Consider the following 15,891-nt stretch of genomic DNA (forward strand, 5'->3'; position numbering starts at 1 on the left):
TTCTATTACAACTGTAAAAAACACTCTGTTTTAACTCATATACCTTTTATATTATAACGATTGTTTAATTTTACATAAAAAAATTCAAAAATGATAGTTAAAGAACAAGGACTTTATTTACCCGAATTTGAACACGACAATTGTGGAGCGGGATTCATTTGCAATCTAAACGGAATTAAGTCAAATGATATTATACACAAAGCATTAGATATTCTTATAAAACTAGAGCATCGAGGCGCTGTAAGTTCTGATGGTAGAACTGGAGATGGAGCTGGTATCTTATTTGATATCCCGCATGATTTTTTTAAAAAAGTATGTGATTTTGAACTTCCAAATGCTAAAGAATATGCTGTTGGAATGGTTTTTATGCCAAGGAGCAACAATCAAGTTGTTTTTTGTAAAACTGCGTTTGAAAATGCTATTCATGATCAAAATCTAGAAATTTTAGGATGGAGAGACGTTCCCGTTGACGCATCAAATTTAGGCCAAATAGCTGGAGAAAAAGAACCTACTGTAAAGCAAGTCTTTGTAGGTAAAAAAGGTTTGGATTTGACAGAGCAACAATTTAATGCTAAAATGTTTGCCGCCAGAAAAATAGCAGAGCACACAATTCGGAACTCAAGAATTTCCGAAAGTCACATGTTTTATTTCTCAAGTTTTTCTACCACTACAATAATATATAAAGGTTTATTGATGCCAGAGGACATTAGCAGATATTACACCGATTTGCTAGACGATGACTTGGTAACCCGATTGGCATTGGTTCACCAACGTTTTTCGACCAATACTTTTCCATCTTGGGAACTCGCGCAACCCTTTCGCTATATGTGCCACAACGGAGAAATCAATACGCTACGTGGCAACATAAGCCGCATGCGTGCACGTGAGGAATTGATGAAAAGTGATGTTTTTGGCGAAGACATCAAAAAATTATTTCCAATTATCTTGGAAGGAAAATCAGATTCAGCATCGATGGATATGGTTATTGAATTATTACTGATGACAGGACGTTCCTTGCCAGAAGCCATGATGATGGTGGTTCCTGAAGCTTGGGAAAAACACCAAACGATGTCTGACGATAAGAAAGCCTTTTACGAATACAACGCTTGTATTATGGAACCTTGGGATGGTCCAGCCTCTATTCCTTTTACAGATGGTAACGTTATTGGTGCTTTATTAGATAGAAATGGATTGCGTCCTTCTCGATACACTTTAACCAAAAGTGGTTTCGTAATTATGTCCTCTGAAATTGGAGTATTGGATATCAAACCAGAAGATGTAATTCAGCACGGACGATTAGAACCGGGGAAAATGTTTTTGGTTGACATGAATGAAGGTCGCATTATCGAGGATGACGAAATCAAAAATGCAATTGTCACCAAGCGTCCTTATAAACAATGGCTTGACGAAAATTTACTTTCGCTAGCTCAAATTCCGTACACGGATAATCCTATTCCAGTTGAAAATATTGATTTTGAAACCAGACAGCGCTTATTTGGATATACGATTGAAGATTTAAAAACCATCATCAACCCAATGGGTACTGAAGGAGCCGAAGCACTAAGTTCAATGGGGAATGACACTCCGCTTGCTGTATTGTCTGATCAGCCTCAATTGTTGTATAATTATTTCAAACAACTTTTTGCACAAGTAACTAACCCTCCACTCGATGGTATTCGCGAGGAAATCATTACGGATATTAGCTTGGCAATTGGTGGCGATTATAATATTTTTGACATTGTTCCCAAACATTGTAAAAAACTAAAAATCCAAAATCCGGTCATTTCTAACGAAGATTTGGACAAAATTCGAAACATCGATCATGCCGATTTCAAGTCAGTCACTATTTCAATGTTATACGAAATCAAAAAAGGAGTAAACGGACTTGAGCGCGCACTTGAAAAAGCAGTGCAAGCCACCTACAAAGCAGTTTCAGAAGGCTACAATATTGTGATTTTGTCAGACAGAAGTGTAAGCGAAAAAATGGCTCCTATTCCAATGTTATTGGCGTGTTCGTATATTCATCATTCGCTAAACATACTAAAAGTTCGATCAAAATTTGGTATCCTTATTGAATCGGCAGAACCACGTGAACCGCATCATTTTGCGCTATTATTTGGTTACGGAGCAAGTGCCATAAACCCGTACATGGTTAATGAAATCATCCACAATCAAGTAAATGCAGGATTTATCACTGGTGTAAAAGCCGATTATGCCATCAAAAATTACAATAAAGCCATTGCAAAAGGGATTCTGAAAATCATGAATAAAATCGGAATTTCTACTTTGCATTCGTACAGAGCGGCTCAAATTTTTGAAATCTTAGGATTGAACAAAACATTTACTTCTAAATATTTCCCTTACACGCCATCACGCATTGAAGGAATTGGTTTGATGGAAATTGAAAAAGAAGTAAAAAAAAGATATCAAAAAGCCTTTCCGAATTCCAAAGTCAGTAATTTACTTCCACTTGAAATTGGCGGTGTTTACAGATGGAGAAGATCAGGTGAAAAGCACATGTTCAACCCAACAACAATCTCTAAATTACAACAAGCTGTTCGCTTAAACAGTCCTGAAAGTTATAAAGAATACTCTAAAATGGTCAATGATCAAAGTGAAAATTTGATGACCATAAGAGGTTTATTTGAATTCAACAACTTAGACCCTATACCTCTAGATGAAGTAGAACCTTGGACTGAAATTGTAAAAAAATTCAAAACAGGTGCCATGTCTTATGGATCCATCAGCCAAGAAGCACATGAAAACCTAGCGATCGCCATGAACAGAATTGGTGGTAAAAGCAATTCGGGAGAAGGCGGAGAAGATCCAAAACGTTTTCAAAAAGACTTAAATGGAGACTCTAGAAATAGCGCTATCAAACAAGTTGCTTCTGGCCGTTTTGGGGTTTCGATCAACTATTTGACCAACGCTCGTGAGATACAAATCAAAATGGCACAAGGGGCAAAACCTGGTGAAGGCGGACAATTACCTGGCGAAAAAGTAGTGCCTTGGATTGCCGAAACACGAAATTCAACACCATATGTTGGCTTAATTTCGCCACCACCGCACCATGATATTTATTCAATTGAAGATTTATCGCAGTTGATTTTTGACTTAAAAAATGCCAATCGCGAAGCTAGAATTAATGTTAAATTAGTTTCTGAAGTTGGTGTTGGAACAATTGCCGCTGGAGTTGCAAAGGCAAAAGCAGACGTGATTCTAATTTCAGGATACGACGGAGGAACTGGAGCCGCTCCATTGACATCATTGACTCATACCGGAATTCCTTGGGAACTTGGCCTTGCGGAAGCACAACAGACATTGATTTTAAACGATCTACGAAGCCGAATCGTTTTAGAATGTGATGGCCAATTAAAAACGGGTCGCGATGTGGCTATTGCAGCCTTACTCGGAGCGGAGGAATTTGGTTTTGCAACAGCGCCATTAGTAGCTTCAGGTTGTATCATGATGCGAGCATGTCACTTGAATACATGTCCGGTAGGAATTGCAACACAAGATCCTGAATTGAGAAAAAATTTCAAAGGAACTCCAGAGCACATTATCAATTTCATGTATTTTATTGCCGAAGAATTGCGAGAAATCATGGCCCAATTAGGCTTTAGAACCTTGAAAGAAATGGTTGGACAATCACAAAAACTGAATGTAAACAAAGCCATCAAGCATTACAAAGCAAGTGGACTTGATTTGTCTTCTATTTTATACAAGCCTGAAAAAGCAAAAGAAGTTCCCAATCACAATACAACTACTCAAGATCATGCTTTGGATCATGTATTGGATTTTGATATTATTAAAGCGGCGATTCCATCAATTTACAGAAAAGAAAAAACAAGAGTTACTTTCGATATCAAAAACACCGATCGTTCTGTGGGAGCCATATTGAGTAACGAAATTTCAAAAATTTATGGCGCACAAGGATTACCTGAAGATACTATTTTAGTTGATTTTACGGGATCTGCTGGGCAAAGTTTTGGGGCTTTTGCAACAAATGGTTTATCATTTAAAATTCATGGCAACTGCAATGACTATCTAGGTAAAGGGCTTTCTGGCGGAAAACTAATTATTAAAGTTCCTCCTACTGCTACTTTTAAACCCGAAGAAAACATCATTATTGGTAACGTGGCGCTATACGGTGCTATTACTGGCGAAGCCTACATCAATGGTATGGCGGGAGAACGTTTTTGTGTTCGAAATTCTGGAGCAACTGCCGTTGTAGAAGGAATTGGAGATCATGGTTGCGAATATATGACTGGAGGAACTGTAGTAGTTCTAGGAAAAACCGGAAGGAATTTTGCAGCTGGTATGAGCGGTGGAATTGCGTATGTTTTCGATCCCAACAAAAAATTTGATGCGCGAGTTTGTAACATGGAAATGGTTGGCTTGGAATCTTTAGAAGAGGACGACTTCACTAAACTACGTCGTTTGATTAAAAATCATTCACTGTATACGAGTAGTCCTTTAGCAAAAAGAATCCTAGAAAATTGGGAAAATCAACAGCAGTATTTTGTGAAAGTAATGCCTACAGATTACAAAAAAGCATTACAACGCCTAGCCGAAGAAAAAAAAATTAAAGAACTTATAGCGTCATAGTCATGGGAAAAATAGGAGGATTTAAAGAATATTCTAGAACCGACGAAAGTAATGTTGCAGTTCCAGAAAGAGTTTCAAATTATAATGAATTTACAATTCCGTTAACCAAAGATAAAATCAAAGAACAAGGCTCCAGGTGTATGGATTGCGGCATTCCCTTTTGCCACAGCTCTTGTCCGTTAGGAAACTTAATTCCTGATTTTAACGATATGGTGCATCAGGAGGAATGGGAAAGTGCACTTAAAATATTACAATCTACCAATAATTTTCCTGAATTTACAGGAAGACTTTGCCCAGCTCCTTGCGAAAAATCATGTGTATTAGGAATCATTAGCGAGCCAGTTGCTATCGAAAATATTGAAAAAAATATTATAGAAAGAGGCTTTGCCGAAGGTTGGATCAAACCACAACTGCCAGAAGTTAGAACCGGAAAAACAGTTGCCGTAATTGGCTCTGGGCCTGCTGGTCTGGCGGCAGCACAACAATTAAATCGTGCTGGACATACCGTTACCGTCTTTGAAAGAGACAACGCCATTGGTGGATTATTGCGTTATGGAATTCCAAATTTCAAACTTGAAAAAGCAATAATCGACAGACGTATAAAAGTTTTAGAAGCTGAAGGAATTACTTTTAAAACCAATGTCAATGTAGGTGTAAATTATGAAATTTCAGAACTCAATAATTTCGATTCAGTTGTATTATGCGGTGGTGCTACAGAGCGTCGCAGTTTACCAACCAAAGGAATTGAAAGCAAAGGTGTGGTGCAGGCTATGGACTTTTTAACGCAACAAACCAAAGCTATATACGGTGAATCGATTCCTAATCAAATCAAAGCAACTGATAAAAATGTTATCGTTATTGGTGGTGGAGATACCGGCTCAGACTGTGTAGGAACGTCAAACCGTCATGGAGCCAAATCAGTCACAAATTTTGAAATTTTACCAAAACCTCCGGTAAGCCGAAGCGAATCCACTCCATGGCCTTTCTGGCCCTTGCAATTAAAAACGTCTAGTTCTCATGAAGAAGGTTGCGATAGAAACTGGCTCATCAATACGAAGGAATTTTTAGCCAATGAAGCTGGAGAATTGGTCGGCTTAAAAACCGTTGAAGTCTCATGGAAAATGACTCCTGGTCAGCGACCTGAATTAATTGAAAAAGAAGGTTCCGAAAAAATCTGGCCTTGTGACTTGGCTTTGTTAGCGCTCGGCTTTACTGGACCCGAGAAAACATTGAGCGAGCAGTTGGGCATCAAAATTGACACTCGTAACAACTATCAAGCTACCAATTACCAAACCAATATTCCGCATATTTTTACCGCAGGTGACATGCGTAGAGGGCAATCCTTAATTGTTTGGGCAATTTCTGAAGGTCGCGAAGCCGCCAGAGAAGTAGATAAATACTTGATGGGTTATACCAATTTACCAACCAAAGGAAATGGCGATTTGCCTAGCCTATAAATTGTGTTGAAAAATCAAATAATGACTGCCAATTCCTTTATGGGCAGTCATTTGATTTTTTAGGAGGTGCCCCTACCTCCACTATCGTTTCGGTAGCGTCAGGCTCATATCTTTGCTTTAGAAGCAAAAGTAAGAAATAAGTATCTTTGAAATAATATGAATTGATAACAAAACAAAGTTGCATAATCGTAGTCGGGCTAGATACATTTTAATGATATTGACGAGACAGGAAGATCAACTTTGCTTTTATTACATATAAGCCTCAATAAGTACTTAAACACTATACTTTAGTTTAGATGTTGTATAAAAAATGAGCAAAGGCATGTGCAATATTTTGTTATCTCAAAAAGCAAAGAATTATGGATTTAAAGTACTCAGTAGGACTAGACATTGCAAGTAAAAAAATTGACATCTGTCTTTCAGTTATTGATGCAGAACAGAGGGTAAAAGTAGTGTCGAGCAAGTCCTTTTTAAATACTCTAAATGGATTTAAAGACATGCAAGATTGGATTATAAAGCATCACAAGCAGAAAGACGTTCAGCTCGTTTTATGTATGGAAGCTACAGGAGTTTATCACGAGAATTGTGCACTTTATTTTCATGAAAGGAACTTTAAAATATCTATAATCTTACCTAATAAGGCAAAACACTATTTAATTTCATTGGGATTGAAATCTAAAAATGATAGTATTGATGCTAGAGGACTTGCGAAAATGGGAGCAGAACAATGTTTAGAACTGTGGCAACCGATGGGTAAATTTTTTTATGAATTGCGACAATACACAAGACAATATCAAAATTTACAAGAGCAAAAAACAGTTTTTAATAACCAGCTTCATGCATTAGAACAATCGATGTATAGAAGTAAATCTATGATAAAACAACAAAAAGACAGTATTAAATTATTTGACAAACAACTTAAAGAACTAGTAAAATTGATAAATAATTTAATCGATTCAGACCAAGTTATAAAACAGAGATTTGCTAATGTGTGCAAAATAAAAGGAATAGGGACACTTACGGGAGCTACAATTTTGGCAGAAACAAATGGTTTTGTATTATTTAAAACTACAAGCAGTTAGTGTCTTATGCTGGATTTGATGTGGTTGAGCGAGAGTCAGGAATGAGTACAGGGAAAACAAAAATATCAAAAAAAAGAAATAGTCATATCCGTAGAGCTTTATTTATGCCAGCTTTTACAGCTGTAAAATACAAAGAAAAATCTATTACAGATTTGTACAATCGAACTCTTGAAAAACATGGTATCAAGATGAAGAGTTATGTGGCAGTCCAAAAAAAATTATTGGTTTTAATTTATCATATTTGGAAAAGAGATCAAGAATATGACCCGAATTACGGGCAAAAAATAAAAAGATCTCAAGAAGACAAAATAGATATATCAACCGAAAATTCCATTAAAAAAAATAGCCCCAATCAAGTTGAGGCTATACCAGATAAACAAATCATTTTTGAAAATGAGATGCTTTCTATAGTTTGACAAATATAAAAAATAAGTAACAATAAAATTTGGTTTTCAAGATAGTACCTGTTCGCTTCAAGTCCTCGCCGCTTTCGTAAAAACTACAGCGTCTGTGGGCTATCCGCTACCATCCCTCACCCAAATTGAAAATTCGCTTTTTAAAACCCGTTTTGTTTTAAATATAACTTTTTGTTACAATTTGTTAGAATTCATATCTAGCCTTGTGGGACTAAATAAAGAGTAATAAATTTGCTCAAAATTAATAATTATGCAATCAAAAGACTTAGTACAATTAGCAGAACAATTTGGTAGTCCATTATATGTATATGATGCCGAAAAAATACAATCTCAATACAACAGATTATCTAAAGCTTTTTCAAAGGTAAAACAGTTGCGCATCAATTATGCAATGAAAGCCTTATCAAACGTGGCGATACTTCAATTGTTACGAGAAATGGGTTCAGGTTTAGATACGGTTTCTATTCAAGAAGTACAATTAGGCTTGCACGCGGGCTACGAACCTGAAAAAATATTTTATACACCAAACGGTGTTTCGCTTGAAGAGATAGAAGAAGTTGCAGCAATGGGTGTTCAAGTAAACATTGATAATCTATCTATATTGGAACAATTTGGAACAAAATATCCAAATGTACCAGTTTGCATCCGAATCAATCCTCACGTTATGGCAGGAGGAAATGCCAATATATCTGTAGGTCACATTGATAGTAAATTTGGAATTTCAGTTCATCAATTACCACATTTAGTTCGAATTGTCGAAAATACAAAAATGAACATTGTTGGTATACACATGCACACTGGTTCCGATATTTTAGATATTGAAGTATTTTTATATGCAGCTGAAATATTATTTGATGCAGCTAGAAATTTCAAAAACTTAGAATTCTTAGATTTCGGAAGTGGGTTTAAAGTGCCTTACAAAAAAGACGATATCGAAACAGATATTGAAGAGTTGGGTAAAAAATTATCGAAACGATTCAACGCTTTCTGTGATGAGTATGGAAAAGAATTAACATTGATTTTCGAACCAGGAAAATTCCTTGTAAGTGAAGCTGGATATTTCTTAGCAAAAGTTAATGTCGTTAAACAAACAACATCAACTGTTTTTGCTGGAATTGACAGTGGTTTCAATCACTTAATTCGTCCAATGTTTTACGGCTCACAGCACCATATAGAAAACATCTCAAATCCAAAAGGGAAAGAGCGTTTTTATTCCGTAGTAGGATATATTTGTGAAACGGACACCTTTGCAAACAACAGAAGAATTGCCGAAATCAAAGAAGGCGATATACTCTCATTTAAAAATGCAGGAGCCTATTGTTTCTCTATGGCTTCCAATTATAACTCGAGATACAAGCCCGCAGAAGTTTTATGGATGAATGGTGAAGGGCATTTAATCAGAGCCCACGAAACATTTGAAGATTTATTGAAAAATCAAATTCCGTTACCACAAGCAATAGCAGCGGTTTAAAATAGAAAATCCCATTTACGGTCGTAAATGGGATTATTTTTTATATACCAAAACCAATCTCGTCACAATATCTTTTTATTGCAAAAAATAATGAATCTTTAACCCAATCACTAAAAGAGTTTCTTTACTTTTGAAATTCTTACAAAAAAAACCAACGAATGAACAGAAGGAAATTTTTCAAGAACGGTTCTTTATTTGCAATAGGTGCTTCAATCTTAAATCCTTTTGAAGGTTATACAAACGAGCTAGATTTCGACACTTTACAAAATAACAAGAAAGCAAAAAATATAATTGTAATCGTTAGTGACGGAATGAGCATTGGCACACTCAACATGGCAGATATCTATCTAAATAGAAAAACAGGTAAAGGCAGTAATTGGATCCAATTGTATAAAGACAACAAAGTGACACGAGCATTGATGGACATGGCATCAGCATCATCAATTGTTACAGATTCCGCTGCAGCAAGTTCTTCGTGGGGAAGTGGATTTCGTGTTAAAAATGGGTCCTTAAATGTCGGTGTAAACGGAGAAGAATACATTCCAATCTGGCAAAAATTCAAAAAAGCAGGAAAAATGGCAGGATGTGTTACCACTGTTCCTATAACACATGCTACTCCTGCGGGTTTTTGTGTTGCTTCAAAAAGTAGAAACAGTCAAGAAAGTATTGCTGAAATGTATCTTGACTTAAAGTTTGACATCATGATGGGCGGCGGAAATAACTATTTCTCATCAGATAGCCGAAAAGACAAACGTGATATGTACAAAGAGTTTTCAAAAAATGGATTTTCTGTTGTAAAAAATAAAAGTGAAATGTTTGCTTGCGATAACAGTAAACCAATACTTGGGGTTTTTTATAACGACGGCCTACCCTATTCCAAAGACAGAGAAAACAGTAAAGTACTTACTGCAACCATTCCAACTCTAGCGGAAATGACAGAACGTGCCATTGCTAAAATGAAAGATCATTCTAACGGTTTTGTACTGCAAGTTGAAGCAGGAAAAGTAGACTGGGCAGCACATGGAAATGATATTACTGGATTACTTTATGATCAAATAGCTCATGATGAAGCCGTAAAAGTTGCTATTGATTTTGCTGAAAAAGACAAAAACACATTGGTAATTATCACTACAGATCATGGGAATGCAAATCCCGGAATAATCTATGGAAAGGATGCAAATGAAAATTTTGATTCAATCCAAAATTACAAACAAACTAACGATTGGATTTTAAATGAAATTGGCCAAGAAACATCCGTATCACAAGTAATTGAAAGAATTGAATATGCCAATAAAACTATTTTAAAAGAAGACGAGGCAAAGGGAATTTTGAATTATTATTCTAATTTAAAACTAGAGGATGGACTCTATAATCCAAAACATTTACCTTTCAAGACACTATCTGATATTCAAAAAAAACACAATTCGGTAGGTTGGATAAGTATGGATCATTCTGCAGATTATAGTGAGCTAGCCATGTACGGACCCGGAAGTGATTTACTAAAACCTTTTATAAAAAACACCGACTTGCATTATTTAATGCTAGAGGCTGCTGAAGTAGAAAACAAATTTTAAAAACAACCATAAAATTAAAAAACTTCTCTCTTATTAAAAAGAGAGAAGTTTTTTAGCTTTGAAAAAGGTTTTAAATGCTTTATTTTTTCCCTAAAAGTGTTTCCAAAACTTCAGATTCAGTTCCATTAGGAAATGGAATTTTCAACATTTGAGAAAGCGTCGGTGCTATTTGAGTGATATATTTTTTAGTGTGTAATTCTCCTTTAGGTACATGCCATCCATAAAAAAGAAGCGGCACATGAGTATCATAACTATTTGGAGATCCATGTGTTGTTCCTGTAGCTTGATATTCCATATAGCCCGTTTTATCTAAAATCACTAACTCACCATTCTGTTTAGGATCATAACCTTTAGCTATAAAACTTAAGAAGTAATCATCACCTGATGAAGCTAAAATCTCTTCCTCAGTATACACTCTTTTAATATGCTCTTGTGACATCAAAAAGCTTTTAAAGCTCTCTTTTACTTTTGTCAATTCTAAACCTTTTTGTTTTATCAAGTCCAAATTGAAAAATACATTGAAATTAGAATAGTCTAAGATAAGATCTACTCCAAAAGTTTCATTTGAAAATTTCTTTAAGGATTCCACAAAATCTTTAGTAGGAACATTTTTTACATTGTATTTCTTATCCTTCAAATAATTTGGATTTTCTGCCCCAGCATGATCAGCAGTTAAAAAAACTAAATAATTATCTTTTCCAACTGTCTTGTCTAAGTAATTTAAAAACTGTTCTAAATTTTGATCAAGACGTAAATAAGTATCTTGAAGCTCTATAGAACGAGGTCCAAAAGTGTGACCAACATAATCTGTTGAAGAAAAACTAACCGTTAAAAAATCAGTTATATCATCTTTTCCTAACTCTTCTTTTTCAATAGCCTTCATAGCAAATTCTGCCAAAATATCATTCCCAAAAGGGGTAGTACGTAAAACATCCGCACCTTTTTCTTTATAGATCTTAGCTAAATCATAAGGAAAAACGGGACCATTAGCTTTATCTAATTTCCCCTCGTAAGGATTATCATCAGCTAAACTTTCATTGTAGCTAGCTAGCGGCTTCAATAAATTCCAACCTTTATTGATATAGTTCATATACCTTTTTTCTTGATTGAATTCAGTAACCCAACTTGGCAAATTTCCACCATAAAAAGTACTTGAAATAAAAGAACCTGTTGAACTATACCAAAATGCCCAATTTGCAAAGTGCCCTGCTGGTAAAATAGCACCACGGTCTTTAATACTTAATCCAATAACTTTACCTTTAAAATTAGTTGCCATACGCAATTCATCAGTAATAGTCGTACTTAAAAGATTTTTTGGTGACATTGCACCCTCTTTATCCGTACCATCACCCACTGTTTTAACAAATGCATCGTCGGTACAATATAAATCTTTCCCCGTAGCTTTGTTAAACCAATCATTTCCAACAATACCATGAGTTGATGGAGTTGCTCCGGTATAAATACTAGCATGACCAGGCGCAGTATAAGTTGGCATATAATTATAATGCATATTATGAAAAGTATATCCATTATTCATTAATCTTTTAAATCCATTAGCAGAAAAATCATCTGAAAAACGGTATAAGTACTCCATTTTCATTTGATCGATTACTATTCCCACTACCAATTTGGGACGTTGCTGAGCTTGTGAGTGTAAAGACAAAATAACTGTCAAAAACAAAATAATTCTCTTCATTTTATTAATTTATATTTTAAACAAAAATACAACATAAAGTTCAATCACACTCTTTACAACTACTTCATGATACTAAATTAATTAATTGTTAACTCCTTAATAATAGCTAGTATAAACTATTTAAACCGTAAACTAGCATTGACAAAATACAAATTTTAGAAATATTCTAAAAAGATAGACAAAATAGATAGATAAATTATAAAAAATCCTTTTTTGAAAAAATGTAACTTCAAGTAATAAGTGCAACAGATAAATAAAAAACCCTCCAACACGACTGTGTTGGAGGGTTTTACTAAGTACTCAGAGCGGGACTTGAACCCGCACGAACATTGCTGTTCACCGGATTTTACGGCCAGCGTGTCTACCAATTTCACCATCCGAGCTATGGTTGTGGTACCTCCAGGGATCGAACCAGGGACACATGGATTTTCAGTCCATTGCTCTACCATCTGAGCTAAGGTACCTTACTTAAATAAGTAAATTAAAAAAAAAGCCCATCTTTTCAGATAGGCTTTTCAAAGAAAGGCGACGACATACTCTCCCACATAACTGCAGTACCATCTGCGCAGGCGGGCTTAACTACTCTGTTCGGGATGGGAAGAGGTGAGCCCCGCCGCAATAACCACCTTAAGGTTGTTAGTCTAAAGTCGAAGGTCTTAAAGTCTAAAGTTACCTTTTGGACTTGTGACTTTCGTCTTTGGACTGCTCTTGCGTCGAGCAAATATCTTAACATACTGAGATAAAGAATATAAAAAGTGTATTAGAAAGTTTCTCCCTCCCGATTACTCGGGAGGAAAAGGGTGTACATAAGCTTACGGGTTATTAGTACTACTCGACTATGACATTACTGCCTTTACATCTATAGCCTATCAACGTGGTCATCTCCCACGACCCTTAAAAGAAATCTCATCTTGTGGTGGGTTTCGCGCTTATATGCTTTCAGCGCTTATCCCTTCCAAACGTAGCTACTCTGCGGTGCCACTGGCGTGACAACAGATACACTAGAGGTTTGTCCAATTCGGTCCTCTCGTACTAGAATCAGATCCACTCAAATTTCTTGCGCCCACAGTAGATAGAGACCGAACTGTCTCACGACGTTCTGAACCCAGCTCGCGTGCCACTTTAATGGGCGAACAGCCCAACCCTTGGGACCTTCTCCAGCCCCAGGATGTGACGAGCCGACATCGAGGTGCCAAACCCCCCCGTCGATATGAGCTCTTGGGGGAGATCAGCCTGTTATCCCCGGCGTACCTTTTATCCTTTGAGCGATGGCCCTTCCATGCGGAACCACCGGATCACTATGCTCTACTTTCGTACCTGATCGACCTGTATGTCTCTCAGTCAAGCTCCCTTATGCCATTGCACTCTACGCACGGTTACCAAGCGTACTGAGGGAACCTTTAGAAGCCTCCGTTACTCTTTTGGAGGCGACCACCCCAGTCAAACTACCCACCAAGCAATGTCCCCCACATTATGGGGTTAGGCCTCAGATAAACAAAGGGTTGTATTTCAACAATGACTCCACAACGCCTAGCGACGCCACTTCACAGTCTCCAACCTATCCTACACATCATTTATCCAAGGTCAATACTAAGCTATAGTAAAGGTGCACAGGGTCTTTTCGTCCCACTGCGGGTAAGCGGCATCTTCACCGCTACTACAATTTCACCGAGCTCATGGCTGAGACAGTGTCCAGATCGTTACACCATTCGTGCAGGTCGGAACTTACCCGACAAGGAATTTCGCTACCTTAGGACCGTTATAGTTACGGCCGCCGTTTACTGGGGCTTCAATTCAATGCTTCTCCGAAGATAACATCTCCTCTTAACCTTCCAGCACCGGGCAGGTGTCAGGCCCTATACTTCATCTTACGATTTTGCAGAGCCCTGTGTTTTTGATAAACAGTCGCCTGGACCTCTTCACTGCGGCCCCGATTGCTCGGGGCGACCCTTCTCCCGAAGTTACGGGTCTATTTTGCCTAATTCCTTAGCCATGAATCTCTCGAGCACCTTAGGATTCTCTCCTCGACTACCTGTGTCGGTTTGCGGTACGGGTACTTATTACCTGAAGTTTAGAGGTTTTTCTTGGAAGCCCTTAGGCGCACTATCTCTTCTACCGAAGTATCCGAGTACTATCGTATTTCCCCAAGCCGCGTGGATTTGCCTGCGCAGCTTATAGGTAGGTACTTCAACGAACTATTCCGTCAGTTCGCGGCGCTTTCATCACTCCGTCACCCCATCACAGTAATAACTAGTACGGGAATATTAACCCGTTGTCCATCGACTGTCCCTTTCGGGTTCGCCTTAGGTCCCGACTAACCCACAGCTGATTAGCATAGCTGTGGAAACCTTAGTCTTTCGGTGTGCGGGTTTCTCGCCCGCATTATCGTTACTTATGCCTACATTTTCTTTTCTAACCAGTCCAGCATGCCTTACGACACACCTTCAACCCTGTTAGAATGCTCCCCTACCACTCCATAATTTAATATGAAATCCATAGCTTCGGTAATACGCTTATGCCCGATTATTATCCATGCTCGTCCGCTCGACTAGTGAGCTGTTACGCACTCTTTAAATGAATGGCTGCTTCCAAGCCAACATCCTAGCTGTCTGGGCAGACAAACCTCGTTCTTTCAACTTAGCGTATATTTGGGGACCTTAGCTGATGGTCTGGGTTCTTTCCCTCTCGGACTTGGACCTTAGCACCCAAGCCCTCACTGCACGGAAACATTATATAGCATTCGGAGTTTGTCAGGAATTGGTAGGCGGTGAAGCCCCCGCATCCAATCAGTAGCTCTACCTCTATATAACTTTACGCCGTGCGCTGCACCTAAATGCATTTCGGGGAGTACGAGCTATTTCCGAGTTTGATTGGCCTTTCACCCCTACCCACAGGTCATCCGAAGACTTTTCAACGTCAACCGGTTCGGACCTCCACACTGTGTTACCAGCGCTTCATCCTGCCCATGGGTAGATCACACGGTTTCGCGTCTAACACTACTGACTAAAGCGCCCTATTCAGACTCGCTTTCGCTACGGATCCGTGGCTGAACCACTTATCCTTGCCAGCAACGTTAACTCGTAGGCTCATTATGCAAAAGGCACGCCGTCACCCCACTTAAGGGCTCCGACCGCTTGTAAGCGTATGGTTTCAGGATCTATTTCACTCCGTTATTCACGGTTCTTTTCACCTTTCCCTCACGGTACTGGTTCACTATCGGTCTCTCAGGAGTATTTAGCCTTAGCGGATGGTCCCGCCAAATTCAGACAGGGTTTCACGTGCCCCGCCCTACTCAGGATACCACTATTTATTATACTCGTTACCCATACGGGACTATCACCCTCTATGGTGTCACTTTCCAGTAACTTCCGGTTCCTTGTACATAAAATGTCGTGGTCCTACAACCCCAACATTGCCGTAACAACATTGGTTTGGGCTAATCCGCGTTCGCTCGCCACTACTTACGGAATCACTTTTGTTTTCTTCTCCTCCGCCTACTTAGATGTTTCAGTTCAGCGGGTTTGCCCACCTATCGGTGTACTATGTCTTCAACATAGTGGGTTGCCCCATTCAGGTATCTACGGATC

The 15,891-nt window shown here is 38.0% G+C and carries 7 protein-coding genes, 2 tRNA genes and 2 rRNA genes; 6 read left to right on the forward strand and 5 right to left on the reverse strand.

Annotated elements, in window-relative coordinates; translation table 11 throughout:
* The first annotated feature begins 90 nt into the window (after positions 1-90).
* The 6 genes from gltB to FPG59_RS07705 all read left to right on the forward strand — a co-directional run bounded on the left by gltB (position 91) and on the right by FPG59_RS07705 (position 10,608).
* Entirely contained in the window at positions 91-4,608 is a 4,518-nt protein-coding gene (gene gltB / locus FPG59_RS07680; protein WP_086454035.1) for a glutamate synthase large subunit, read from the forward strand.
* A 2-nt stretch (positions 4,609-4,610) separates the two neighbouring features.
* Positions 4,611-6,065 (forward strand): glutamate synthase subunit beta, encoded by a 1,455-nt coding sequence (locus FPG59_RS07685; protein WP_086454036.1) that lies wholly within the window; start codon positions 4,611-4,613, stop codon positions 6,063-6,065.
* A 359-nt stretch (positions 6,066-6,424) separates the two neighbouring features.
* Positions 6,425-7,147: a transposase gene (locus tag FPG59_RS07690; protein WP_086454037.1), complete on the forward strand. Its 723-nt coding sequence runs from the start codon at positions 6,425-6,427 to the stop codon at positions 7,145-7,147.
* Positions 7,147-7,563 carry a transposase gene (locus FPG59_RS16940; protein ID WP_086454038.1) on the forward strand — a complete coding sequence of 139 codons (417 nt, stop codon included), beginning with the start codon at positions 7,147-7,149 and terminating at the stop codon, positions 7,561-7,563. The genes FPG59_RS07690 and FPG59_RS16940 overlap by 1 nt, the downstream gene beginning before the upstream one ends.
* A 250-nt stretch (positions 7,564-7,813) precedes the next feature.
* Complete coding sequence (lysA, locus tag FPG59_RS07700; RefSeq protein WP_086454039.1) at positions 7,814-9,034, forward strand: diaminopimelate decarboxylase; 1,221 nt, start codon at positions 7,814-7,816, stop codon at positions 9,032-9,034.
* A gap of 158 nt (positions 9,035-9,192) precedes the next feature.
* A complete protein-coding gene (locus FPG59_RS07705; RefSeq protein WP_086454040.1) occupies positions 9,193-10,608 on the forward strand; it encodes an alkaline phosphatase in 1,416 nt (471 codons plus the stop codon).
* Positions 10,609-10,687: 79 nt separating this feature from the next.
* Here the strand turns inward: FPG59_RS07705 and pafA are convergent, their stop codons facing one another.
* The 5 genes from pafA to FPG59_RS07730 form a co-directional block, all read right to left on the reverse strand.
* Entirely contained in the window at positions 10,688-12,304 is a 1,617-nt protein-coding gene (gene pafA / locus FPG59_RS07710; RefSeq protein ID WP_086454041.1) for an alkaline phosphatase PafA, read from the reverse strand.
* A 297-nt stretch (positions 12,305-12,601) separates the two neighbouring features.
* Positions 12,602-12,687, reverse strand: a tRNA-Leu gene (locus FPG59_RS07715).
* An 8-nt stretch (positions 12,688-12,695) separates the two neighbouring features.
* Positions 12,696-12,768: transfer RNA gene (locus tag FPG59_RS07720), tRNA-Phe, on the reverse strand.
* Between the two features lie 56 nt (positions 12,769-12,824).
* Positions 12,825-12,934: ribosomal RNA gene (rrf, locus tag FPG59_RS07725) — 5S ribosomal RNA — on the reverse strand.
* Between the two features lie 172 nt (positions 12,935-13,106).
* Positions 13,107-15,891: ribosomal RNA gene (locus tag FPG59_RS07730) — 23S ribosomal RNA — on the reverse strand; the annotation flags it as partial.

This window comes from Flavobacterium sp. FPG59, assembly GCF_002150205.1.
Taxonomy (GTDB): Bacteria; Bacteroidota; Bacteroidia; order Flavobacteriales; family Flavobacteriaceae; genus Flavobacterium.